22 protein-coding genes and 1 pseudogene are annotated in these 24,052 nt (G+C 63.2%); 12 read left to right on the plus strand and 11 right to left on the minus strand.

Features of this window, described 5'->3' with window-relative positions:
* Positions 1-24: 24 nt before the first annotated feature.
* From HHL24_RS33705 to HHL24_RS33715, 3 genes are read left to right on the plus strand one after another with little or no spacing between them, the layout of a single operon-like run.
* Entirely contained in the window at positions 25-1,011 is a 987-nt protein-coding gene (locus HHL24_RS33705; protein WP_169489628.1) for an ABC transporter permease, read from the plus strand.
* A 17-nt stretch (positions 1,012-1,028) separates the two neighbouring features.
* Complete coding sequence (locus HHL24_RS33710; RefSeq protein ID WP_169489629.1) at positions 1,029-1,826, plus strand: ATP-binding cassette domain-containing protein; 798 nt, start codon at positions 1,029-1,031, stop codon at positions 1,824-1,826.
* A gap of 30 nt (positions 1,827-1,856) precedes the next feature.
* Positions 1,857-3,083 (plus strand): ROK family transcriptional regulator, encoded by a 1,227-nt coding sequence (locus HHL24_RS33715; RefSeq protein ID WP_169489630.1) that lies wholly within the window; start codon positions 1,857-1,859, stop codon positions 3,081-3,083.
* 104 nt (positions 3,084-3,187) lie between these two features.
* Here the strand turns inward: HHL24_RS33715 and HHL24_RS33720 are convergent, their stop codons facing one another.
* The gene (locus HHL24_RS33720) at positions 3,188-6,268 is read right to left on the minus strand and encodes a transglycosylase domain-containing protein (protein WP_169489631.1); all 3,081 of its coding nucleotides are present in this window, start codon (positions 6,266-6,268) and stop codon (positions 3,188-3,190) included.
* A 204-nt stretch (positions 6,269-6,472) separates the two neighbouring features.
* Positions 6,473-7,456: a LysR family transcriptional regulator gene (locus HHL24_RS33725; protein WP_169489632.1), complete on the minus strand. Its 984-nt coding sequence runs from the start codon at positions 7,454-7,456 to the stop codon at positions 6,473-6,475.
* Between the two features lie 160 nt (positions 7,457-7,616).
* Here HHL24_RS33725 and HHL24_RS33730 point away from each other — a divergent pair, with 160 nt between their 5' ends.
* The 5 genes from HHL24_RS33730 (at position 7,617) to HHL24_RS33750 (ending at position 12,369) form a co-directional block, all read left to right on the plus strand.
* The gene (locus tag HHL24_RS33730; protein WP_169489633.1) at positions 7,617-8,549 is read left to right on the plus strand and encodes a dihydrodipicolinate synthase family protein; all 933 of its coding nucleotides are present in this window, start codon (positions 7,617-7,619) and stop codon (positions 8,547-8,549) included.
* Positions 8,550-8,704: 155 nt separating this feature from the next.
* A complete protein-coding gene (locus HHL24_RS33735; protein ID WP_169489634.1) occupies positions 8,705-9,274 on the plus strand; it encodes an RNA polymerase sigma factor in 570 nt (189 codons plus the stop codon).
* On the plus strand, positions 9,274-10,068 hold the full coding sequence (locus HHL24_RS33740) for an anti-sigma factor (protein WP_169489635.1): 795 nt from the start codon (positions 9,274-9,276) through the stop codon (positions 10,066-10,068). Before HHL24_RS33735 ends, HHL24_RS33740 begins: the two co-directional genes overlap by 1 nt.
* A gap of 137 nt (positions 10,069-10,205) precedes the next feature.
* Positions 10,206-11,567 carry an NAD(P)/FAD-dependent oxidoreductase gene (locus HHL24_RS33745; protein WP_169489636.1) on the plus strand — a complete coding sequence of 454 codons (1,362 nt, stop codon included), beginning with the start codon at positions 10,206-10,208 and terminating at the stop codon, positions 11,565-11,567.
* Positions 11,568-11,673: 106 nt separating this feature from the next.
* Positions 11,674-12,369 (plus strand): TetR family transcriptional regulator, encoded by a 696-nt coding sequence (locus HHL24_RS33750; protein WP_169489637.1) that lies wholly within the window; start codon positions 11,674-11,676, stop codon positions 12,367-12,369.
* An 83-nt stretch (positions 12,370-12,452) separates the two neighbouring features.
* On the opposite strand, the gene HHL24_RS33755 is transcribed toward HHL24_RS33750, so the two are convergent.
* From HHL24_RS33755 to aroQ, 3 genes are all read right to left on the minus strand, one after another.
* On the minus strand, positions 12,453-13,832 hold the full coding sequence (locus HHL24_RS33755; RefSeq protein WP_169489638.1) for an MFS transporter: 1,380 nt from the start codon (positions 13,830-13,832) through the stop codon (positions 12,453-12,455).
* A gap of 61 nt (positions 13,833-13,893) precedes the next feature.
* Positions 13,894-14,796, minus strand: coding sequence for a shikimate dehydrogenase (locus HHL24_RS33760; RefSeq protein ID WP_169489639.1), 903 nt, complete (start codon positions 14,794-14,796; stop codon positions 13,894-13,896).
* Positions 14,793-15,248, minus strand: coding sequence for a type II 3-dehydroquinate dehydratase (aroQ, locus tag HHL24_RS33765; RefSeq protein WP_169489640.1), 456 nt, complete (start codon positions 15,246-15,248; stop codon positions 14,793-14,795). Before aroQ ends, HHL24_RS33760 begins: the two co-directional genes overlap by 4 nt.
* A 320-nt stretch (positions 15,249-15,568) precedes the next feature.
* Between aroQ and HHL24_RS33770 the strand changes: the two genes are divergently transcribed.
* The 3 genes from HHL24_RS33770 to HHL24_RS33780 all read left to right on the plus strand — a co-directional run bounded on the left by HHL24_RS33770 (position 15,569) and on the right by HHL24_RS33780 (position 18,399).
* Entirely contained in the window at positions 15,569-17,452 is a 1,884-nt protein-coding gene (locus tag HHL24_RS33770) for a bifunctional sugar phosphate isomerase/epimerase/4-hydroxyphenylpyruvate dioxygenase family protein (protein ID WP_169489641.1), read from the plus strand.
* A gap of 198 nt (positions 17,453-17,650) precedes the next feature.
* On the plus strand, positions 17,651-17,983 hold the full coding sequence (locus HHL24_RS33775; RefSeq protein ID WP_169489642.1) for a hypothetical protein: 333 nt from the start codon (positions 17,651-17,653) through the stop codon (positions 17,981-17,983).
* Between the two features lie 155 nt (positions 17,984-18,138).
* Positions 18,139-18,399 (plus strand): hypothetical protein, encoded by a 261-nt coding sequence (locus tag HHL24_RS33780; RefSeq protein ID WP_169489643.1) that lies wholly within the window; start codon positions 18,139-18,141, stop codon positions 18,397-18,399.
* Between the two features lie 7 nt (positions 18,400-18,406).
* Here the strand turns inward: HHL24_RS33780 and HHL24_RS33785 are convergent, their stop codons facing one another.
* The 3 genes from HHL24_RS33785 to HHL24_RS33795 form a co-directional block, all read right to left on the minus strand.
* Positions 18,407-18,736 (minus strand): hypothetical protein, encoded by a 330-nt coding sequence (locus HHL24_RS33785; RefSeq protein ID WP_028194912.1) that lies wholly within the window; start codon positions 18,734-18,736, stop codon positions 18,407-18,409.
* 14 nt (positions 18,737-18,750) lie between these two features.
* A complete protein-coding gene (locus HHL24_RS33790; RefSeq protein ID WP_169489644.1) occupies positions 18,751-19,521 on the minus strand; it encodes an AraC family transcriptional regulator in 771 nt (256 codons plus the stop codon).
* A gap of 372 nt (positions 19,522-19,893) precedes the next feature.
* Positions 19,894-21,174 carry an FAD-dependent oxidoreductase gene (locus HHL24_RS33795; RefSeq protein ID WP_169489645.1) on the minus strand — a complete coding sequence of 427 codons (1,281 nt, stop codon included), beginning with the start codon at positions 21,172-21,174 and terminating at the stop codon, positions 19,894-19,896.
* On the opposite strand from HHL24_RS33795, the gene HHL24_RS43685 reads away from it, so the two are divergent.
* Positions 21,163-21,381 (plus strand): hypothetical protein, encoded by a 219-nt coding sequence (locus HHL24_RS43685; protein ID WP_230417677.1) that lies wholly within the window; start codon positions 21,163-21,165, stop codon positions 21,379-21,381. The genes HHL24_RS33795 and HHL24_RS43685 overlap by 12 nt on opposite strands.
* A gap of 29 nt (positions 21,382-21,410) precedes the next feature.
* Here HHL24_RS43685 and HHL24_RS33805 read toward each other — a convergent pair.
* From HHL24_RS33805 to HHL24_RS33815, 3 genes and pseudogenes are all read right to left on the minus strand, one after another.
* A pseudogene (locus tag HHL24_RS33805) lies at positions 21,411-21,677 on the minus strand ((2Fe-2S)-binding protein); the annotation flags it as partial.
* Positions 21,670-22,797: an NAD(P)/FAD-dependent oxidoreductase gene (locus tag HHL24_RS33810; protein ID WP_169489646.1), complete on the minus strand. Its 1,128-nt coding sequence runs from the start codon at positions 22,795-22,797 to the stop codon at positions 21,670-21,672. The pseudogene HHL24_RS33805 and the gene HHL24_RS33810, both read right to left, overlap by 8 nt.
* Positions 22,794-23,750, minus strand: a complete 957-nt coding sequence (locus HHL24_RS33815; protein ID WP_169489647.1) for a 4-hydroxyproline epimerase — start codon at positions 23,748-23,750, stop codon at positions 22,794-22,796. The genes HHL24_RS33810 and HHL24_RS33815 overlap by 4 nt, the downstream gene beginning before the upstream one ends.
* Between the last annotated feature and the right edge of the window lie 302 nt (positions 23,751-24,052).

Below are 24,052 nucleotides of genomic sequence, written 5' to 3' on the forward strand. Positions count from 1 at the left end.
GTTCATGCATCGAGGACACCTATCATGTCGACTCCTTCCGCGCCCGCGGGCCACCCGCGCACCTTCACCGACCGCTTGCCGTCGCTCGCTGAAATCGGACCGCTGATCGCCCTGCTGCTGGCCTGCGGCTTCTTCATTTCACAGAGCAACCGGTTCCTGTCGTTCCAGAATCTCTCGCTGATCCTGCAACAGACGATGGTGGTCGCCGTCATCGCCATCGGCCAGACGCTGATCGTGCTGACAGGCGGGATCGATCTGTCGTGCGGGATGGTGATGGCGTTCGGCTCGATCATCATGACCAAATTCGCGGTCACGCTCGGCGTGCCGCCCATTCTCGCGATTCTGTGCGGCATCGCCGCGAGCGCGCTGTTCGGTGCGCTCAATGGCGTGCTAATCACACGGATCAAGTTGCCGGCCTTTATCGTCACGCTCGGTACGCTGAACATCGCGTTCGCGCTCACGCAGATCTATTCGAACGCGGAAAGCGTCTCGAATCTGCCGGACGCAATCATGTTCCTGGGCAACACGTTCAAGCTCGGCCCCGCCGATGTCACCTACGGCACAGTGCTCACGCTGCTGATGTACGTGGCGACGTGGTTCGTCTTGCGCGACACCGTGCCCGGCCGACATCTGTATGCGCTCGGCAATAACCCCGAAGCCGCGCGCCTGATGGGCCTCTCGTCGCAGAAAATTTTGCTCACCGTGTATTCGCTGGCCGGCGCGATCTACGGTATTGCCGCGCTGTTGTCGGTGTCGCGCACCGGCGTCGGCGATCCGCAGGCAGGGCAAACCGAGAACCTCGACAGTATTACGGCGGTGGTGTTGGGCGGCACGAGTCTGTTCGGCGGACGCGGCTCGATTACCGGAACACTGCTCGGTGCGTTGATCGTCGGCGTGTTTCGCAATGGCTTGACACTGATCGGCGTCTCTTCGGTCTACCAGGTATTGATCACCGGCATACTCGTGATTCTCGCGGTGGCCGCGGACAAACTTTCCCATCGTCGCGGTTGAGCACTCAGGAGCCTGTCATGTCGACACCTACTTCCGCTTCTGTCGTGCTGCCCGTTCTGCAGGCACGCGGACTCGTCAAACGCTACGGCAACGTCACCGCGCTCGACGGTTGTGATTTCGAAGTGCTGCCCGGCGAGATTCTCGCCGTGATCGGCGACAACGGCGCGGGCAAATCGTCGTTGATCAAGGCGCTTTCGGGCGCCACCGTCCCCGATGAGGGCGAAATCCTGCTTGACGGCAAGCCGGTTAAATTCCGCAGTCCTTTGGATGCACGCGCTCAAGGCATCGAAACCGTGTACCAGGAACTCGCGGTGGCGCCCGCCATGAGCATCGCCGAAAACCTGTTTCTTGCCCGTGAGCTCGTCAAACCGGGCTGGCGCGGGTCGATCTTCAAGATGATCGACAAGCGTCGCATGCTCGAGGAAGCCACCGCGCATATGAAGGATCTGCAAATCGGTATTCGCTCGATGCGCCAGGCGGTCGAAACGCTATCCGGCGGCCAGCGTCAAGGGGTGGCTGTCGCGCGCAGCGCGGCGTTCGCCCGGCATGTGGTGATTCTCGACGAACCCACCGCCGCGCTCGGCGTGAAAGAAGGCAACATGGTGCTCGAACTGATCCGCCGCGTGCGCGAGCGCGGCCTGCCGGTGATCCTGATCAGCCACAACATGCCGCACGTGTTCGAAGTCGCGGATCGCATTCATATCCAGCGGCTCGGCCGGCGCGCGGCGATCGTGAACACCAAAGACATCCACATGTCGGAGGCCGTGGCGATCATGACGGGCGCGAAGGAAGCGGACGTCAAGGCGATTGCATGATGGTTGCATCCCGCTGAGGGGCACGCGACGATGGAAACTATCGGCACCCGTTCGCCCCTTAAACGCACGGTCGGCTCCAATCAGGTCGGCATGCGGCAGTTCAACGAACGAATCGTCTTGCAGGCGATCCGTTTGCACGGGCCGCTGCCGAAAGCTGACGTGGGCCGTCTCACGCGTCTGTCGATGCAAACCGTGTCGATGATCGTCGACCGTCTGATCGACGACGGCCTGCTCGAGAAGCAGGCACGCGTGCGTGGCCGCATCGGTCAACCCTCGGTGCCGATCGCGTTGCGCGCCGACGGCGCGTACACCATCGGCATCAAGGTGGGGCGCCGCAGTCTCGACGTGCTGGCGATGGATTTCGCGGGCCACGTCGTGTGCCGCGATGTATTCGACTATGCCTATCCCGATCCGCGCACGCTATTCCCCGCGCTCGAAAGCAAACTGGCACGCGTGAATCAGACGCTCGGCGCAAAAGCGAACAAAGTAGTTGGCGTGGGCGTGGCGGCGCCGTTGTGGCTCGGCGGTTGGCGCGATTTTCTCGGCGCGCCGCAGGACGCGCTGGAAGCGTGGCACGAGATCGACTTGCGCAGCCGCATCGCGACGATGACGGGCTTGCCCGTCGAGTTCGCCAAAGACACCACCGCCGCCTGCGCGGCCGAACTCGTGATGGGCCAAGGCCGCGGGATTCACAATTTTCTATACCTGTTCGTCGGTACGTTTATCGGCGGCGGCCTGGTGATCGACGGACGTTTGCATGCCGGACCGCACGACAACGCGGGCGCAGTCGGCTCGATACCGCTAAGGGACGGCAGCGCTCGCAAACCTTCGCGGCAACTGCTGCACGCAGCATCGGGCTTTGTCCTGGAACGGCTGTTGAGCGATGCAGGCGCGCCGTCCGCCGCCGCGCATGACCATCGCGCGTTGTCGCCTGAACTGTGGCGCCTGACCGAACAATGGCTCGACACCGCTTGCCCGGCAATCGCCAGTGCGTTGACCAATGCGGCTGCCTTGCTCGACCTGGAAGCGGTGGTGATCGACGGTGAACTCGACCGGCAACTAGTCCGCGAAATCATCCGCCGAACCGAGCGCGTGCTCGATCGCTTTGAATGGGAGGGAATGGTGCGTCCGCAACTACTGGAAGGCACTATCGGCGCCGATGCGCGGGCAATGGGCGGTGCGATTCTGCCGTTGTACGCGCATTTCGCGCCCGTGCACGAGCTATTCCTGAAGCCGGCAACAGAAGCCGGTTATTAGCCGCCGACAGAGGCTGTTCTCGTGCGAAACACACGGAGCACGACTTCGTCCATAACGTCTCGCACGGTTATCAAGCAGTCGTGACCCGTTGCTAACCCAACCGCTTATTGCACGGCTACCTTTGCTACAGACGCGGTTTTGGCAGACGGATCCTTCAGCAACGGCTCCAACACCGGCGCCAGCGACTTCAGCAACTGGACCGACAGCGCGCTGGTGAACTCGTACCGCGCCGCATACGGTTCATGCACGTAGGCGGTCAGCGTGCCGTAGAAGCGGTCCCCCATCACAAACACGAAGGTTGCGCTGCGGTTCACCTTGCGCGATTCGATCAGCCGCGCGCCTTTGGCCCACACATTGAAGCGCTGATCGCCGGTACCGGTCTTGCCGTAAATCTCGAGTGTCTGACCGTCGGGGAACGTCATGCCCTGCGCAAGACGCTTCGCCGTACCGCCTAACACCACATCGCGCAACAGCATTCTGACAACCCCGGCGATCTCCGGCGACAACTGCTGCTGCGGCGCCACCGCTGCCCGTTGGAAATGCGTTTCGTACGGCGTGTTTTTCGCAAAGTCGAGTTGCGTAAGGCTTTCTGTCGGCACCTTGTTGCCGCCGTTGGCAATCACGCCAATCAGTTGCGCGAGCGCAGCCGGCCGGTCGCCGGACGCGCCAATCGCCGCCGCATACGAAGGCGTGAGCGTCGCAAATGGGTAGCCGAGCGCCTGCCACGATTTGCCGATCGCATCGTAAGCGCGCAGTTCGACCATCCGCTTGATGCGGCGGTCCTGCGTAGCGTGATAGCGGGTCTTGAAGAGCCACGAGTATGTCGACAGACGCACGTCGCTGCTTGCTTTCTGTACCTGCTCGAGCGTTGCATCGGGATGGGCGCGCAGGTAGTTGAGCGTCCACAACTCCAGCGGATGCACGCTCGAAATGTAGCCGCGATCGTTCAGATTGAAGCGGTCGATCGAATATTTGTCATACAGGTTAGCCAGATCTTCATCGTCCAGCATGGAGGCGGCCGGCGTATTTTTCAACGCGGCACGCATCTTCGCGTTGAACCACGCATTCGATTCATCCGGTGCGACGCTGCGCAACACCGTCGCCACTTTCGGCGGTGATTTGCGCACGCCGAGCAGCAACAAGGCCAACTGCTGCTCGGGCGCTTTGCCGTGGTACTTCGTGTAGAAACGATTCATATACACGCGGCTTTCCTGATCGGCGAAACGCGTGAGATACATCTTGCGGATCGCCGGATCGCCCAGCCATTGCGACGACGGCCCGGTGGTTTGAACCATCTCGTAGTGGACGATATCGCGCATCAGCCGCACGAACACCAGATTCACCGAATGCTGGAAGGCGCGGTGCACGGTGAGAATGCGGCTGTTGTCGTCGGAATCGAAGTTGTTGAAGGACTGCGCGCCACCGCCCGTATAGAACGTTTCGCCCGGGCTCGCCGAGTATTTGCGTTCCACCGCCGCATCGAGCATGGCTTGCAACGAGCGATCCGAGGTATGCGCCAGATAATCCAGTGCCCAGCGCGTGAGTTGATCGTTCGGATCGGGCTTCACGGCTTTCAGCTCCGCTGTGCTCAGCGGGGCATAACGCGCATGCAGGTCGGAGACGATCTGCAAATACGTCACCACGGTACGCATTTTCGCCGTCGAACCGAGATTCAGCCGTGCGCCGGAATTGATGTCGAACGGCTGGTTGACGCTATCGGTTTGCACCCGCACGAGGTTCGCGCCGTCGCGCCGTTCGAACAGCGTGAAGCTATAGGCGATTCTCGACGGATCGTCGGAAGCGCGCAGCATTTCAAAGCCGACAATTCCGGCGGCTTTCGCGCCGTCGCGCGTCGCGGCGGCGGCGAGGCGTTCACTCACGGCCAGCTGCACGGCGTTGTTGAGCGTGCCCGTCGCTTGCAAGTCGAGCCGGTCGAGTTCGTAGAAACTCGGAATGCCGAGCGCCGCCAACAGATGCGAGCGCATCGACGTGACGGCCTTGCGCGACACGAACGAGTCCGCGTTCTCCGTATGGTTTGGTGTATGGCGCAGATCCACTTGCGCGGACAGCGCGGCATCACGCAGCGCAACCGTTATCACACCGCCGTTCGCCAGCAACCGCAAATAGCTATCCGTCAGACGTTCGAGTTCTGCATAGCCGTGACGCAGGTAATACGACGGCGCGCGCTGCGCGATCATCAGCGAGAGCACCTGACGAAACGCCTCGCCCTGCTCGGCAAGATTCGCTTCTGTCGATGGCGCGGTGAGAATGCGGTTGACGTCGTTGAAATCGCGGCCATACCAGGCGGCCAGACCGTCGCCAATCCCGTTGATTTCGCCGATACCCGGTTGCGCGGCAAGCGGCACCGAGTTGAGATAGTGGACGACGATCTGCTGGCGCGCGGGCATGGTCTGCGGGCCATTCAGATAAGCGCGTACCGAGGCCGATGCGATTTGCCGCAATTTCTCCGGCGGCGTTGCCGTGCGCCCACCCGCCGAGTGGCGGAACTTCTCTATCTGTGTAGCGAGCGTGCTGCCGCCCGGCTGCGATTGATGCCGATTGAACACGCGCGCGCCCTGATCGACTAGCGCGCGGCTAAAGCGCCCCCAGTCGATCGCCGGATTGCGGTTCGGCTGATCCGGGTCGAGCAGATAGCGGTCTTCGATAAACAGCAGCGAATTGACGACAAGCGGCGGGATCGAATCGAAGCTGGCATAAACGCGGCCTGGAAACTGTGCACCAAAGAGCGGCGCACCGGTGCCGTCGAAGAGTTGCAACCCCGCCTGATCTTTTTCGGCGTAGGGAATAAATAGACCGTTATCGGCTAGCGACAGCATCCGCTCGGAATCCCGCGACTGTGCGCTGATTTCAAACCCGCGTTGCAGCAATCGCTGCTGGAACGAAGGCAGCAACGCGTAGCCGAGGCGGCTGTCGTAGGGGCCTTTGTCTGCCTGGGGGAAGCGGATGGAGTGACTTGGACCGCCGTCGACGGAAAAACCCACGTCGCGCGTAAGTTCGGAGAGGTAGCGCGCCTGCAGTCGAGATGTTTCGATCTCGACCTGCACAAAGCGCGCCGCCAACGCCAGCGCGAGCAGAAATGCCGCCGCCAGCCCCCATTTGAGCCACTTCCTGACGGGCGCCGTGCCTGTCGCGCGAAGCGGTAACCGAACCAGTGGCCGATTCATGGCTGCTCTCCCCGAGCGGGCGCCATGCTCCTGAATCTCCTGAATCTGGCGCACCTTCGATCAAGTGTAGCGCGGAAAACGAGCATGCAACCGGTTCGGATTTACCCGAGAGTGTCGCCGCAGCAACACCCCTGCATAGGGCATGGCGGAGCACCGAATGGCGTGAGATATTGGATGTCTTTCGAAAGACGAAAAACCGCTGCTTCAAGCGGTTTTTTGATTCTGCACCAGCTGACTCTCCAACTGCGCCCCCACCTGCCCCACCTTCCGTCCATGCAATAACTCGATAAATTGCTCAGCCGGCGGCGACAGCACGCCGCCCTTGCGCGTCACAATGCCGAAGGTTTGCGAAGGCGATTTCAGTTTGACCGGCACGAGACGCAACATTTTTTGCCGGGCGAACAACGTCGCGATCGCGGTCGGCAAAAGTGAAACCAGATCGGCACTGCTTTGCAGTAACGCGACTGTCACAAAGGTGGAGGCGGTCGAGATCGGGTTGTCCGGCATCTCGAGCCCCGCCAGATCCATCTCACGTTCGAGCAACGCGTGCAAGGGCATATGCGACGGATACATCACCCAGCGGTGACCGGTCAGATCACGCAGTGTCACTTCCTTCCTGGACAAGGACGGATGCTCATAACCCACCACCACGGATAACGGCTCGTCATCGAGCGGATGGTAGCGATACTTCGACGGATCGGCGGCGACTGCCGCACGGCCGATCACCAGATCAAGCCGGCCTTCGTCGAGTTGCAGCAGCATGCGCGCACTCGTGTCTTCCACCACTTCGATCGACAAGCCCGGCTGCGCGGCATGCAGATCATTCAGCGCCGGCACGACGCACTCGGGAATCGCGCCCATGATCGCCCCGATCGCCAGACGCCCGCCGCGCCCCGAACGGATCTCGGCCACGTCCTGGCACAGCGCGGTAAGGTCCGTCGCCAGGAGCCGCGCGTAGCGGATCACACAGTGGCCGAGCTGGTTCGGAATCATGCCGCTCTTCGAGCGTTCGAAGAGCGGCGCCTCGAACATCGACTCCAGCTCCTGTAACGCCTTGCTGGCGGCCGACTGCGTCATCGACATCGCGCCGGCTGCTTTGTGCAGCGACGTGTGGTCGTCAAGTGCGATCAGCAATTGCAGCTGCTTCATGCGCAGTCTCGACAGCAGAACGTTCAGGGTGTCTTTCATAGAATGCCGGGAAGCCGCGGGGTGAGTCGCAAAAGCGATCACAAGATGGAAACAATTCAATATACCCGCCACGCACACCGCCGTATAGTCAGCGACGGAGACATTCAAAGACCCACGCCTGATCACGTCATCACCTCACCTCGGCACAACGCACATCACCATGACCCAAACACCCAACCCTGCTCCATTGCGCGGCGTGTTCCCCGTCGCGCCGACCATCTTCGACGAGGCCGGCCGTCTCGACCTGGAAGGCCAGAAACGCTGCATCGATTTCATGATCGACGCGGGTTCCAACGGCTTGTGCATTCTGGCGAACTTCTCCGAGCGGTTCGCGCTGTCCGATGACGAGCGCAATACGCTGATGCACCTGGTGCTCGAACACGTCGCCGGCCGCGTGCCGGTAATCGTCACGACCACGCATTTCAGCTCGCACCTGTGCGCTGAACGCAGCCGCAGCGCGCAAGCTGCAGGCGCTGCAATGGTGATGATCATGCCGCCGTATCACGGCGCGACGATCCGCATCGGCGAGCGCGGCATCTATGAGTTCTACCGCACGGTGTCCGATGCAATCGGAATTCCGATCATGATCCAGGACGCGCCGGTCAGCGGCACGGCATTGTCCGCGCCGTTTCTAGCGCGCATGGCGCGTGAACTGCAAAACGTGTCGTACTTCAAGATCGAAGTGCCGCAGGCAGCGAACAAGCTGCGCGAGCTGATCGAACTGGGGGGCGACGCCGTGGTGGGTCCGTGGGATGGCGAAGAAGCGATTACGCTGATGGCCGATCTCGATGCGGGCGCAACCGGTTCGATGACCGGCGGCGGCTACGCGGACGGCATCCGCTTGATCGTCGACGCCTATGCGGCCGGCGACACCGAAACGGCGGCCGCCCACTATCAGGAATGGCTACCGCTTATCAACTACGAAAACCGCCAGGGCGGCCTCGCGTCATGCAAGGCTTTGATGAAGGAAGGCGGTGTGATTCGATCGGACGCGGTGCGCCATCCGTTGCCGCCGATGCATCCGGCCACCCGCGCGGGCTTACTGAAAGTCGCGCGACGGCTCGATCCGCTGGTGTTGCGCTGGGGCGTCTGAGGCCAGCGCGAGGAACCCTCGGACGCAAGCCCTGTGCTCTGCAACCCTATACGCGGCCATAAGCTCGGCGGATGCAGCCCGCGCGGGAAAAACCACATATAAGGTGGGGAGGAAATTGAGTAACATAGGCCCGCAAGCTCACCACACCACTTTCCATGACCGCCAATCCTCGAGAACTGACGCCGGAAACCCTCGCCGAGCTGCTCGAACGCATTGCCAGGGAAGACGCTGCGGCACTGCGCGAGCTATATGATCTCGCCGCCCCGAAACTGTTTGGCCTCGCCCTTCGTATATTGACCAAGCATGAGTGGGCCGAGGAAGTATTGCAGGACAGCTTCGTCAATATCTGGCGCTTTGCCGGCGACTACCGCCGGGCACTGTCCGCCCCGATGACGTGGATGTCGGCAATCGTCCGAAATCGTGCTCTCGATCACCTGCGGCGGGTCAACAAGCAGGAAACAGAATGGAGCGATGCGTTGGACGATCTTGTGGCCACCGGCGATCCGGATCCCGAAGCGCTGACCGCGGTCAGCCTGCAGGCACGTCTGCTGGCCGGCTGCATGCAGCAGCTGGAACCGGCGCAGCGTCAGGCGGTTGCTCTCGCCTACCTGCGTGATCAGAGCCATAGCGAGATCGCCGAAGTTCTGTCCGTGCCGCTCGGCACCATCAAATCCTGGATCCGGCGCGGCCTTGCCAAGCTGAAAACCTGTCTGGGAGGCGAGTGATGAATCTCCATCGCTATCCTCAGCTGGTCGATATGCTGGCCGCCGAGTATGTACTCGGCACGCTGCGCGGTGGCGCGCGGCGCCGCTTCCAACAGATCGCGGACCACGACGCGGTGATTCGCCGGGCCGTCGAAGAATGGCAGCGGCGAATCTCGCCGTTGGCCGAACTCACGGAGCCGCGCATGCCGCCGGCCGCCGTGTGGGATGCCATCGAGCGGCGTCTCGGCCTGAGCTCGGCGCGTGAAGCGGCACGCGCAGTCACACAACCGCGCACCGTGGTCGAAAAACCCGCGCGTCCGTCCGGCAGCATCTTCGAGAACCTCGCGTTCTGGCGGGGCTGGGCGATTGGCGTGACAGGGTTCGCCGCGGTCGCCGTCGTGGTCGCCGTACGCTCGCTGCTGCCGTCCGGTGTGACGCCTTCCACGGCGCCAACCATCGCGCAACAACCGGAAACGGCTGTTTCGCATGTCGCGGTGCTGAATGACAAGGAAACGCATCCGGTCATGCTAGTCGCGTGGGACGAAGCCCACGCCACCATGACGCTGCATCCGCTAGGCAAGGTCGACTTGCCGGCCGGCCGGGCGATGGAGCTGTGGGGTATTCCGGCCAGTGGCCACCCGGTGTCGCTCGGCTTGCTGCCGGACAGCGCCAACGGCAAGGTCACGGCCGGTCAGCAAAAGCCGGAGAGTTACACGGCACTGGCGGTCTCGATCGAGGCACCCGGCGGCTCGCCCGATCACAATGCGCCGACGGGTCCGGTGGTGTTCAGCGGCAAGCTGCTACCGGTGTCCTGATCTACTTGAGATCAGGCTGGCAAGGCCGGCATTCGCTGCGTGCGGATGCCGGCCTTTTGTTTTTGTTTAACCGCTCCGAAGTGCAAGCATTGTCAGACGGCTGGACGTGAGCGCGGCATTGCCGCTACCCTAGCCATATGCAAAGCTTTTATGAAGCCACCGTCGCCCGCTCTGCCGGGCACTCGTCCGCTTACGCGCCGCTAACTGGCCGGCGAAGCGTCAACGTCTGCATCATTGGTGGCGGCCTCGCGGGTTTGTCCACGGCGTTGGGACTCGCCGAGCGGGGCGTCGCCGACATCGCCGTGCTCGAAGCCGAGCAGGTGGGCTTTGGCGCCTCCGGCCGCAACGGCGGCTTCGTGTTCGGCGGCTACAGCCTCGATTGCGCGGATCTGCTGAAAACCCTCGGGCCGGCCCGTGCGCGCGAACTCTATACGCTGACCACCGACGCCGTCGATCTGATGCGAAAGCGCATCCAACGCTACCGCATCGATTGTGACGTGACCGATGCCGGCGTGATCCTCGCCAACTGGTTCGACGAACCGGCAAGACTCGACACGCAGCGGCGCATGATGCGGGATTCGTTCGGCGTCGAGTGGGAACACGTGACGGCCGCGGCGCTCGCTTCACAACTGAAGACGAGCCGTTATCACGGCGGCCTGTTCGAGCGCAACGCGTTCCACTTTCATCCACTGAAATATGTGCTCGGCGTGGCTGGCGCCGCGGCCAACGCGGGTGTGCAGATTCACGAGAAATCACCCGTTGTGCGCTTGCAGCGCGGCGGCGCCCGACGCGACGGCGCCCGGCGCGGCGGCGCCCGGCGCGACGACGCCCGACGTGGAGGCGCCGGTTTCGTGGTGCATACGCCGCACGGCGCGCTCGAAGCACGCCACGTGGTGATGGCCGGCGGCGGCTATGCCCGCAACGTCTATCCACGGGTCGAGCGCGCGGTGCTGCCGATCGCCACCTACGTGATGGCGACCGAACCGCTCGGCGCACGCCTGAACGACGCGATTGCCACCCGCGCCGCCGTCTACGACACCCGCTTCGCCTTCGACTACTACCGCCCGCTGCCCGATACGCGCATCCTGTGGGGCGGCCGCATCTCGGTGCGCGACCGTGCCCCCGAGATCATCGCGCGGCTCTTGCGGCGTGATCTGCTGAAGGTCTATCCACAGCTGCACGACGTGCAGATCGAACACGCCTGGGGCGGCCTGATGAGCTACGCGCGGCACAAGATGCCGCAAATCGGCCGCAGCACGGACGGCGTCTGGTACGCAGTCGGCTTCGGCGGCCACGGCATGGCGCCGACCACCGTCTCCGGCGAATTGCTGGCGGCGGCCATCTCCGGTGAACGGCCGGTGCCCGACGCGTTCGCGGCCTTCGGCCTGACGCCCACCTACGGCGCGCTCGGTCTTGCAGCCGCTCAACTCACCTACACCGCCATGCAGACGCGCGACGCGCTCGCCGCCCGGCGCCCCACGACCCGGTCGACGTCGTGAGTCCAGTCAATACGCGACTCAATACGCGGCCGCTTATGCCTGAGACCCGCTTCGGAGGCCAGTTTCGCCATGCTAGAATGCGCCGTCACTGCCGCTCGAATACACAATGAAAAAGGGAAGCAAGGCCGCCGAGCCTGATACCAACGGCATCGCGTCCGGCGCTCCGCGTCCCGACGCCCGACGCAAGTACGATCCCGAACAGACGAAGCGCAACATCCTCGACGTCGCGACCCAGGAGTTCTCCGCGATGGGGCTGACCGGTGCGCGCGTCGACGCGATCGCGGAGCGCACGAACACCACCAAGCGCATGCTGTACTACTACTTCGGCAGCAAGGAAGGGTTGTACCAGGCGGTGCTGGAAAAAGTGTACGGCGACATTCGCGCGCTCGAACAGGATCTGCACGTCAGCGAACTCGATCCGGTCGAAGGCATGCGCGCGCTGGTCGAGTTCACGTTCGACTATCACGACCGTCAGCGTGACTTCGTGCGCCTCGTGACGATCGAGAACATTCACGGCGCGAAGTACGTCGAGCAGGTGAAGAGCTTCAAAGGCCGCAACGTCACGGTCATTCATACGATCGAAGATCTGCTCTCGCGCGGCATCGCGGCGGGACTGTTCCGCAGCGACGTCGACGCGATCGACCTGCACCTGATGATCAGCTCGCTGTGCTTTCACCGCGTCGGCAATCGCCATACCTTCGGCACGGCGTTCGGCCGCGATCCGTCGCACCCGCGCCTGCGTGCGCGTCATCGTGCGATGATCGTCGACGCCGTGCTGCGTTTCGTGCGCAAGGAAGACTGAGGCACGCCTCAAACGAAAAAGCGGGACGTGGCGTTAGCCAGGTCCCGCTTTTTTTCTCAAGCCGTTCGAACAATACGCGCCGTTCAATCCACCAGCACGATCCGCTTGATATCGCCGACGATAAAGATGTACGACAGCGCGCCGATCAACGCGATCACGCCGATGAACACCAGCGCACCGACAAACGAGCCGGTTGCCGCGACGATGAAACCCACCACCAGCGGAGTGACGATGCCGGCCAGATTGGCGGCAAAGTTGAAGATGCCGCCGGTCACGCCGAGCAGGCCTTCGGGCGCAATGTCCGACACCAGCGTCCAGCCCAGCGCCGCCATCCCCTGCGCGAAAAACGCCACCGACAGAATCGCGATCACCACCACGTTGCTCTCGACATAGTTGGCGAGAATAATCGTCGACGCGAGCAGCAGGCCGGCAATGATCGGCAGCTTACGTGCCACGTTCGGCGACTTGCCGCGCCGCAGCAGCCAATCGGAGAAGATGCCGCCGAACATCACGCCGATCGACGCGGCAATGAACGGCATGATCGCGAAGAAGCCGATCTTCAGCCATGCCATATGGCGTTCGGTGGCGAGATACGTGGGGAACCAGGTAAGGAAGAACACCAGCGTCGAGTTACCGGCGAACTGGCCGAGGCAGATGCCGGTCAACTGACGATGCTTGAGCAGACGCCCGATGGTGCGCCACTCGAAGCCGCTCTTTGCCGGTGCAACTGCTGCAGCCGGTGCGCCGGAATGATCGGCGCTCTTCTTCCTGTGCGTCAGACCGCCGCCTGCTTCGATATAGTCGAGTTCCGCCTGATTGACGGTCGGATGCTCGTGCGGCTCGCGATAGAACAACCACCAGATCACGCCGAACACCAGGCCCACGCCGCCCACCACGTAGAACAGCGAACGCCAGCCGAACGCGCCCATCAGCATAAACAGGAACGGGCTGAAAAACGCCAGGCCGATATATTCGCCGACCGTGTAGGTGCCGGTCGCCATCGCGCGTTCGCTCTGCGGAAACCACGTGGCCACCACGCGGCTATTGGTCGGAAAGCATGGCGCTTCCGATACGCCAAGGCCGAGCCGGAACACGAACAACGCGCCGATACCATGCACGAGCCCTTGCGCCAGGGTGCACAGCGACCAGAACGTCATCGACAGGAAATACGTGAGCTTACTGCCGAAGCGGTCGAGAAAGAGGCCGCCCGGAATCTGCGAGGCCACATAGCTCCACGAGAATACCGAGAACAGCAGCCCCATCAACGCGGCGTTGATGCCGAGTTCCTTGGTCAACTGCGGCGCCGCGATGCCAAGCACCGTGCGGTCCAGATAGTTGATCATCGTGCCGACCGCAAGGAGCCCGAGGATCTGATAGCGGGCTTTCGAGCGGCGCGCGGTGCTTACCGTCGCTTTCGTTTGGCGTGTCGCGTCGGCGGGAGTGGATTGAATCGGTTGCGGCATGTCGTCTCTATCTCCTCGGTCTGGTTATCTACCGGATGTGTACGGCGCTTGTGCTACCGGTTTAGCGTTGCAACAAGGACTGGAAATGCGTGTAAACGCGCTCGGCATCGGGTTCCAGGCCCGTGAAGATGCGCATCGCGTCGACCGCCTGATACACCGCCATGCCGCCGCCGCTCAACGTGCGGCAGCCGAGCGCCTCGGCGGCCTGCAACAGCGCGGTGCGGATCGGGAAATAGACGATGTCCGCTACCCACAAACCGGGGTGCAGCAATTCGACCGGCAACGGCAAGCCCGGCAATTTCGCCATGCCGGTGGGCGTCGCGTGAATCAGGCCGTTGGCGGCCGCGAGCGATTCGGCCAGCGAACTGCCGCCACTGACGGTAGAGGCGGGGAAACGCTTCTGCAATTCCGCGGCGAGCGATGCGGCGCGCGCGGCGTCCACGTCAAATAGCGTGAGCGTTTGCGCGCCCATCATCAGCGCGGCATGGGCGACCGCTGCGCCCGCGCCGCCCGCGCCCAGTTGCACGACGCGATCCAGTGACACGTCCGGCAAGCCGCGTTGAAACGCCCGGGCGAAACCGGACCAATCGGTGTTGTGGCCGATAAGTTTGCCGTCCTTGAACAGGACCGTGTTGACCGCGCCGAGTGCGCGCGCGTCGTCGGACAGTTCGTCGAGCAACGGAATCACGGCCTGCTTGCACGGGTATGTGATGTTTAGTCCGTTGTAGCCCATGCGTTCGGCGGAGACGAGCAAATCGGAGAGCGCCGTGACGTCCAGCTTCAACGCCTCCAGATCGATGCGCCGATACACATAGTGAAGGCCGAGCTTGCTGCCCTCTTCCTCGTGCATCGCGGGGGTGAGCGATCCGCCAATGCCCGAACCGATCAGACCGACGAGAAACGATCGTGGGCTCGCCTGAGCGTTCGATTGTGTGTTCGCTTGTGTGTTCGCTTGTGTGTTCATTTCGCCGCCCTATTCTTAAGGATGACCGCCATCCGCTCCAGAGCGAGCACATAGCCTTGTGTGCCGCAACCAATGATGATCGCATCGGCCACCGCCGACACGTATGAGTGATGCCGGAATGCTTCGCGGCGATGCACGTTTGAAATATGCACTTCGATGACGGGCTTTTCGATCGCGGTGAGCGCGTCGGCAATCGCCACCGAGGTATGCGTGTAAGCCGCCGGATTGATGACGATGCCGTCGACCTTGGTGCGCGCCGCATGCAGCCAGTCGATGAGTTGGTGTTCCGCGTTCGATTGACAGAAGTCGATCGACAGATCCAGCCGCTCGCCCGCGTCGCGGCAGAGTTTCGCGACATCGTCGAGCGTTTCCGAGCCATAGAAGGCCGGCTCACGCGTGCCGAGCAAGTTGAGATTAGGTCCATTGAGGACCAGCACTGATGCAAAACTCATGACGACCACTCCTGCAAAAGTAAGGCATAAAGCGGGCCACGGCACGCGCCGCGGCTCTACAACGTGAGCGCAGTGTGCGCGCATTGGCCGCAAACGTCATTCGGGGTTTGTACGAATTTGTACCATCTAGTTAGTTTGTATAAACTGTCGGAAAATTGCGTTAATGTGGGTGCTTCCGGACTTCGTCCAGTGGGTTACAGGTAACTAGATAGACCATTTTGCGCATTGCAGCATGGCGGCCCGCAAGCCAGGCGGGCGCAGCACAGCGGCCGCCTGGCACCGTCCCAACAGCCGTTTCATTGTTTTTGCAGGAGCCGTTCATGCAACGTTCGATTGCCACCGTGTCGATCAGCGGGACCCTCGTCGAGAAGCTGACCGCCATCCAGGCGGCGGGCTTCGAAGGCGTCGAAATCTTCGAGAACGACCTGCTGTATTTCGACGGCTCGCCCGCCGACGTGCGGCGCATCGCCGAGGATCTCGGGCTGAAGATCATGCTGTTCCAGCCGTTCCGCGATTTCGACGGGGTGAGCCCGGAGCGCCTCGAGCGCAATCTGGATCGGGCGAAGCGCAAGTTCGACGTGATGCACGAACTGGGTACGGACCGGATTCTGGTGTGCAGCAACGTCTCGCCCGACACCATCGGCGACGATTCGCTGATGACCGACCAGCTCGGCGCACTGGCCCGCGCGGCCGAAGCGGCCGGCGTGATCGCCGGCTATGAGGCGCTCGCGTGGGGCAAGCACGTGAAGACCTACCGCCATGCGTGGAAGCTCGTCAACGCGGTGAATCATCCGAATCTCGGGCTCGTGCTCGACAGCTTTCATACGCTGTCGCTGAACGACACGGTGGACGGCATTGGCGAGATTCCGGGCGAGCGCATCGCTTTCGTCCAGATTGCCGATGCGCCGAAGCTCGCCATGGACGTGCTCGAATGGAGTCGCCATTACCGCTGCTTCCCGGGTCAGGGCGATTTCGATCTGGCCGGTTTCACCGCGCAGGTCGTGAAAACGGGCTACAAAGGGCCGCTTTCACTCGAAATTTTCAACGACGGCTTTCGCGCCGCGCCGACCACCATCACCGCCGCGGACGGCCATCGCTCGCTGCTGTTCCTCGAGGAACAGACCCGCGCGCTGCTTGAAGCCACAAAGCAGCCGGTCGGCGAGCTCTATCAATCGCCCGCCGCGCCAGCGCACGTCGGCTACCAGTTTCTCGAGTTCGCGGTTGATCACACCACCCGCGCGCACCTCGTCGACTGGCTCGGCAAGCTGCGCTTTCGCCAGGCTGGCCAGCATCGTTCGAAAGATGTGACATTGTTTCAGCACGGCGCGGCCTCGATCGTGCTGAACGCCGAACCGGATTCATTCGCCAACGCCTTCTTCCAGCAGCATGGTTTGTCGCTGTGCGCGTCGGCGTTTCGCGTGGACGACGCCAATCAGGCCTTCGAACGCGCCGCCGGGTTCGGCTACGCACCGTTCTCCGGCCAGATCGGCCCGAACGAACGCGTGCTGCCCGCCGTGCAGGCGCCCGACGGCAGCCTGAACTATTTCGTCGACGAGACGCCGGACCAGCCCACCCTGTTCGAAGCCGATTTCGTACTCACCGACGTCAACGGTCCGACCGAAGTGGGGCCGCTCACGCGCATCGACCACGTCTGCCTGTCCGTGCCGGCTCCTTCGCTGGATACGTGGGTTCTGTTTCTGCGGACCGCGCTCGGCTTCCAGGCCGAACCGGGCGTGCTGGTGCCCGACCCTTACGGGCTGGTGCGCAGCCGCGCGCTGCGCAGTCATGACGGTTCGGTGCGCATCGTCCTGAACGCGTCGGTGGACCATCACACGGCGGTAGCCGAGGCATTGCACACCTACCACGGCTCGGGCCTGAACCACGTCGCGTTCAGCACAGGTGACATTTTCAGCGCGATTCCGGAGTTCATCGCCGACGGTCTGCCGGTGCTGCGTATCCCGCGTAATTACTACGACGACCTCGCCGCCCGCTATGCGCTGCCGGACGAGACGCTCGAGGCGCTGCGCGCGCATAACATCCTGTACGACCGGGACGAGCGCGGCGGCGAGTTCTTCCACGCTTACACCGAACAACTGGATCAGCGCTTTTTCCTGGAAATTGTCGAACGGCGCGGTGGCTACGACGGCTATGGCGCGGCCAATGCGGCTGTGCGGCTCGCAGCGCAGGCTCAACGCCGCAAATAGGCGGTTGGCTTGCCATGCTGTGGGCTGTGGGCTGTGGGCTCCAAATTCAGCCGGCTCGGGCACAGCCCATGCTTCATCGGCTCAAGCGGGCGCGCCGCACCGATATAATGGCGGTTGATCCTCGGCCCAGTGTTGCGCGCACTCTGCCCCATCCGGGCGTCGCACGAACCTTCGGCCGAATGAAACGCCAGGAGAGATATGAAGAAGTTTGCCGTAGTCCTATCAGTTCCCCTGCTTCTCAGCGCTTGCGCGTACTTCCAGAAGAATCCGGATGCCGGCGAGCCCGTCACGGACACCACCACACAGCGCTCGGTCAACGACGTGGTCGCCTGCCTGACGCAAGTGGCGACCAGTCACAACGCCGCGTTCAAATCGACCGCGATCCCGCAAGGCCAGATGCTCGACTTCGGCGATTCGAATATCGTCAAGGTGCGCAGCGACAACGGCGCGACGACTTATCGCTTCTACGCGGGCAAGCGCCACGTGGGCAATCTGTGGATTGAATCGGCGAGTAAAACCTGCGCGCCGTAAGGTAAGCAAAGGTAAAAATCGGCCATGTGTAACGGTCGGTAACTCGTTCCGGTGCCATCTTCGTGTCACGGTGTTACAGGACAATGAGTCTTAAGAATCGTTTAAGACTTTATCCGCATGATCCACCCGACACTATCCCGCACAAGGCGCGCTCCATGAACCAGCCCGATCACAACACGAACGAGACGCCGGCACCGGCCAAGCGGCCCACGATTCTGCGCCGTCTGCTGAGCCATCATGAACTGGCGACGCTGCTGCTGTTGCTGCACGCGCCGATCGACGCGTCCGCGAAACCCGAGATTCCGCAGCTTCACGAAGCCGGCTTGATCGAAACGGTTTCCGGCGACGCAGGCGCCTCGCACATCCGTCTGACGCGCGAAGGCAATGCAGTGCTGCGCGGGCTTGGCGTGAAATAAGGCGGGCTTACGCCTGCCATACGCCGTACCCCGCCTCGCGCAGTCCAATCGCCAATTCCACTTCCATATCCTGTGCCCCGCGGTAAGGCATTGGATTGAACACTTCATACAATTCGGGCAAGAGGCGCAGACCGTAATCGCGCACATAGCGATTTGCCTGGATGCCGGCCTTGTGCCGGTCGAACCTCAGATCCGGGTCCAGTCCCGTCATTCCCACGTACACGCACGGCTTGTCGAACCGGTAATCGGGATTCGCGCGGCGAAAGCGCGCCTCGTTCCAGACCGTGTCGTCCAGCGCGACGACGTAGACGTAGTAATGATGCTTGCGACGAACCATGTGCGCCAGACAGCTTAGCTTCGCGCGGCGGTGCCGTGCAGCAGCATGCGGTACTCGGTCGGCGTGACGCCGACGGTCGCCTTGAATTGGCGCGTAAAGGCGCTGTGGTCGGTGTAGCCGCAAAGCGCGGCGACGTCGGTGACCTTGTCGTGCGAAACCAGCAGCGCGGTAGCGGCGTCCAGCCGCGTTTTCAGCAACACCTGGCGCGGCGTCAAATGAAACACTTTGTGAAAGTAGCGCTCCAGTTGCGCCACCGACATATCCGCCATTGCGGCAAGCTGTTTCAGATTTAACGGCTGCACGTAGTTTTCCTGAATGGACTGCACCACTGCGGCTAACCGGCTGTAAGCGGGATGACTGCTTTCGTCCGCTTTCAGGTCGCGGGAGATGCCGGCGAGGCCGACCACCTTGCCCGCCGGATCGCGCAACGGCTGCTTGCAGGTCAGGCACCAACCCGGCTGGCGGCCGGGATACAGATGCAGCTCCAGTTGATCGATCATCTGGCTGCCGACGTTGATGATCGCTTTGTCCTGTGCGGTGTAGATGCGGCCGAAGCGGCGCGGGAAGACATCCTCGGCGGTCTTGCCGAGCAATGCGGCCTTTTCCTTGAAGCCACAGCGCGAAGCCAGCGTGCGATTGACCAGCACATAGTGAGCGTGCGCGTCCTTGACGAAAAACACGACGTCCGGCATCGCGTCGAACACGGGCTCGAGCAAAGTGAAATGCGACAGCATGCCGGACAGCGTTACGTCGTCCGGTTCGAGCGGATAAGCCAGCGTGTTCATCGTGCGGGTTCCGTGGTCGGTGCGGTTGTGCGTTGGTCGGGCGATGGCTGTGCGATGTCGGTGCATTTGCCGGTGCATTTGCCGGTGCATTCGCCGGTGCATTTGCCGGTGCATTCGCACGCGCATTTGCCGGTGTATTTACGTGTGCATTCGTCGGCGCATTTGCCCGTGCATTCGTAGGCGCATTCGTCGGCGCATTTGTCCGTGCATTCGTCGGCGCATTTGCCCGTGCATTCGTAGGCGCATTTGTCCGTGCATTCGTCGGCGCATTTGTCCGTGCGTCCAACCGCGCGATAGCGCGGGTAGGTGCTTGCGGTCGATTATAGGGCCACGCGCTGGTGGAAATATCCAGCGGCCGTACGGATGCCGGTGTCATTCGGACGGCGGTGGCTCCCCGCTCGCCGCCATCAAGGTGCAGATTTGCGCCGGACTGAACGGCGGGCGCGGCGCTGCGGCTTCCCAGCCGAAATACAGCCCAGCCGCGGCACCGCAGATTCGCCCCTGGCATGCGCCCATCCCGCAGCGAGTATGCAGCTTGGCCTCGCGCCAATCCGGAAAGACGCGTACTTCGCCGAGGCTGACGTCTTCGCAACGGCAGAGCAGTGTGGCATCGTCGGGCGGCGTGCGTGCGGCGGCCTGCAAGGCAAACGCCACTTCGACGCGCCTCGCGAAACGCCGCCATCGCGCTCGTTGCGCATGCAGCGCGGTGCGGTTTGCCGGGGCGCCGCTCGCGGAGAGCCCAGCGATCTCGCCTTCCACACCCGCCAGTTCCGCGCCGCCGACGCCCGTGCATTCGCCTGCCGCCAGCACGCTGTCCACTGAAGTCCGCTGCTCACTGTCGACGACGATCTCACCCGCTTCGTTGATCGCACAGCCAAGCGCTTGCGCAAGCGTAATGTTCGGCACGAATCCATAGCCGCAGGCGATGCGGTCGCAATCAAGCGTCAACTGTCGCTGGCCGCGCTGGATCATCACGCGCTCGACGCGGCCATCGCCACTAGCTTGCCGGACGATACTGCCGGTCCAGTAACGCACGCCCGCGAAGCCGCGCGTCATGGCAACGGCTTGCCACAACTTCGCCGGCTCGCCCAACAGAGAGACGCCGAAGCGGGCGACCTCGAACGCCGACGCCTGCTCCACGACCGCCACCACCCGCGCCCCGGCAGCACGCGCGGTGGCGAGCGCAGCGATCAGCAGAGGACCGCTGCCTGCAATCACGATCCGTTCGTCGCGCACCGGCATGGCGCCTTTGATGAGTGCCTGCAGCGCGCCTGCACCGGTCACGCCGGGCAGCGTCCAGCCGGCGAATGGCAAGAGCCGCTCGCGCGCGCCGGTCGCGAGGATCAATCGATCGTAGCTGATAGACACGCCACCATGCTCAGCCGACTCAAGCAGCAAACCGCGCGAACCGAGCGGCGCGATCACGCGAGTCGACGCAAACAACGTGACATTGGTCCGCATGTATAAGGCGTCGAGCAGCGCGTGCAACTGAGCTTGCGGCGGACGGCCGGGACCTTGCCGCCAGATTTGACCACCGGCGCGCGGGTTGTCGTCGAGCAGCGCAACCGTGGCGCCCTCGCGCGCCGCGGCCTGCGCGGCGTTCAACCCGGCCGGACCGGCGCCTACCACGACGATATCGAAGTGCTGCTTCATCGCTTGCCTGTGGTGGTCGTGGTGCTATTTGCGCTAGGTCCGTTGGTCCAGTTGGGTTCGCTGGAATCGCCGGCCGCGTTGGATTCTCTCGCCGCGCTGGATTCTCTGGATTCTCTGGATTCTCTGGATTCGCTGGATTCGCTGGATTCGCTGGTCGCGCTGGTCGCGCTGGTCGTGTTGGTCGTGTTGGTCGCGCTGGATACGTAGGCCGCGTCAGTCGCCGTCGCCGTGGCCGTGGCCGTGGCCGCAGCGGTACAAACGATTTGCCCTTCGCGGCAAAGAGTCTGACACGCCAACGCGTGCGCCCGGCCGTCGATCGTAACGCGGCACTCCTGGCACACGCCCATCCCGCACAGTGCTGCGCGCACCTGGCCGCTAACCGACGTTCGCGTGCCGCTCGCTCCCGCAATGACGAGCGCCGCGGCCACGGTCGTCCCCCCTTCGACCGCGACGCATCTACCGTCGATCGTCAAGTGGAAGCGTGCTGCATCGGCGTTAGTCATAAGCTACCTTTTGCGCAAAACGAACCGGCAAGTACGGCTCGACAGGAATCGGCGCGGCGCTCCCCGTGATTTGCGCGGCCAGCAACTTTGCGCTCGCCAGCGAGGTCGTCACGCCAAGGCCTTCGTGTCCGACTGCGAGCCACACGCCGGGCGAAAAATCGCCGGCAGGACCGATCAACGGCAATCCGTCAGGCGACGCCGCACGAAAGCCAGTCCATGCGCGGATGCCGTTGAGTGTCGGCAGGACCGGCAGATAGTGCGCGGCGCGCTGCAGCATCTGAGCGAGCACCGGCAAGTCGACGGCGGGATCGGTTGTATCGAACTGACGCGACGAGCCGATCAGCAACTGGCCTGTAGGCCGCGGCTGCGCATTGAATGCCACCGAGGTGCCGGCCGCATGATGCGCGCTCTTGATGTAGCCGAGTTCGAGCAGTTGATGGCGAATGAGCGCGGGGTAACGGTCGGTGATCAGCAGATGACCTTTCTTCGGCTGCAACGGCAGCGACCTCAGCAGTTGCTGAGCGCCCAGACCATTGGCAACGATCACATGCGCGGCGCCGATGCGCTCGCCATCGGCCAGCGTCACGCCGCTAGCGCTGACGGCAGACACCCGCGCGCCGAGCCGCACACGGATATTCTCGACTCCTGAGGATTGCGTCAGCAGCCACTCGGCAACGGTGGGCGCATACACGATGCTGTCGTGCTCGATCCGCAAGCCGCCCGCCATCGACTGCGCCAGCGCCGGTTCACACGTGCGCAACTCGGAGGCGTCGAGCAGTTGTGCGGAGACGCCCTGTGCTTCGAACCCGGCATGCATGGTGCGGGCGGCTTGCCATTCCTCATCGTCGGCGGCGACCCATAGCGTGCCGCAGCGCGCGAACGCGTCGCGCATGCGCAGCTGCGGCGCGAGCGCCAGCCACAAGTCGCGCGAATAGCGGCTCAACGTGAATTCCGCGGGCGAGTCGTTCATCACGACGATATGGCCCATGCCCGCCGCCGTCGCGCCGCCGCCGATGCCCTGTGCGTCGAGTACCTCGACCCGCATGCCGAGCGCGGCCAGCTCCGCCGCGCAAGCCGCGCCGACAATCCCGGCCCCGACGATCACCGCGTCCGCTGTCATGCCGTGCGGATACCCCACGCGAACGGGTCGCGCTCGTCGAAACACAAACGCCCTTCGGCCATGATGTGCGCGTGGCCGGTGATAGTCGGAATCACCGAGACTCCATCGCCGGCGTGACGATAGCTCGCCTCGAATACGCTGCCGATGATGCTCTCCTGCCGCCACACCGCGCCTTCGGAGAGCTTGCCGTCGGCGGCGAGGCAGGCAATTTTCGCGCTCGTGCCGGTACCGCACGGCGAGCGGTCATACGCGTTGCCTGGACAAAGGACGAAGCTGCGGCTGTCGATGCCGTCGCGCGAGCCGGGTCCAAAGAGTTCGATGTGGTCGATCAAGGCGCCGTCCGCGCCGGTGATGCCCTGCGCGATCAGCGCATCGCGGACTGCCGCACTGAACGCGGTCAGCTCGGCGATACGCGCCGCCTCCAGCGTGTGCCCGTGGTCGGCGACGAGAAAGAACCAGTTGCCGCCCCAGCCGATGTCGCCACTCAACATGCCGTGGCCCGGTGCGTCCACCTGCACGCCTTGCCGGTAGCGATAAGCCGGCACGTTGCGCACGGCCACACTGCCGTCCTCGTTGAGCGTCGCTTCAACGAGGCCGACCGGCGTCTCGATCCGATGACGCCCCGGCCCGATCCGCCCCATGTGCGCGAGCGAGACGACGAGGCCGATCGTGCCGTGCCCGCACATGCCGAGATAGCCCACGTTATTGAAGAAGATCACGCCGGCCGCGCACGTGGGGTCGTCCGGCTCGCACAGCAGCGCCCCGACCACCACGTCCGAGCCGCGCGGTTCGGTGACGACGCCCGCGCGCCAATCGTCGAAATGCGTGCGGAACACGTCCAGACGCTGTGCTAGCGTGCCGCCGCCAAGCGCCGGGCCACCCGACACCACCAGGCGGGTCGGTTCACCGCCGGTGTGCGAGTCGATGATATCTAGGGTTTTCATAATGCACATGGTAGGAATGCCGAGCGACGGAGTCTTGGTGTGCTTAAGCGTGGATTGTGACGATTTCGGCATAGTCTTTGCGCCCACGCTCCCACGCTTCGATCTTCGAAAACGGGCAAAAGCCACGCCTGAACAGCGCACTGCAACCGGGACTCAAGCACACACGTAATGCCCCGTCCATGCGACTTCGACGCACTTTGCGTACTGTCCCGAAATAGTCGGCTTGCCTGATCTTTGCTGGGCTCGCAGGCACAGCCACTATGCTGAAATCGTCATCCGCCACGCGTGAATCACGCAAGACGGCGGCATTT

It is taken from the genome of Paraburkholderia polaris, from assembly GCF_012927345.1.
Lineage (GTDB): Bacteria > Pseudomonadota > Gammaproteobacteria > Burkholderiales > Burkholderiaceae > Paraburkholderia > Paraburkholderia polaris.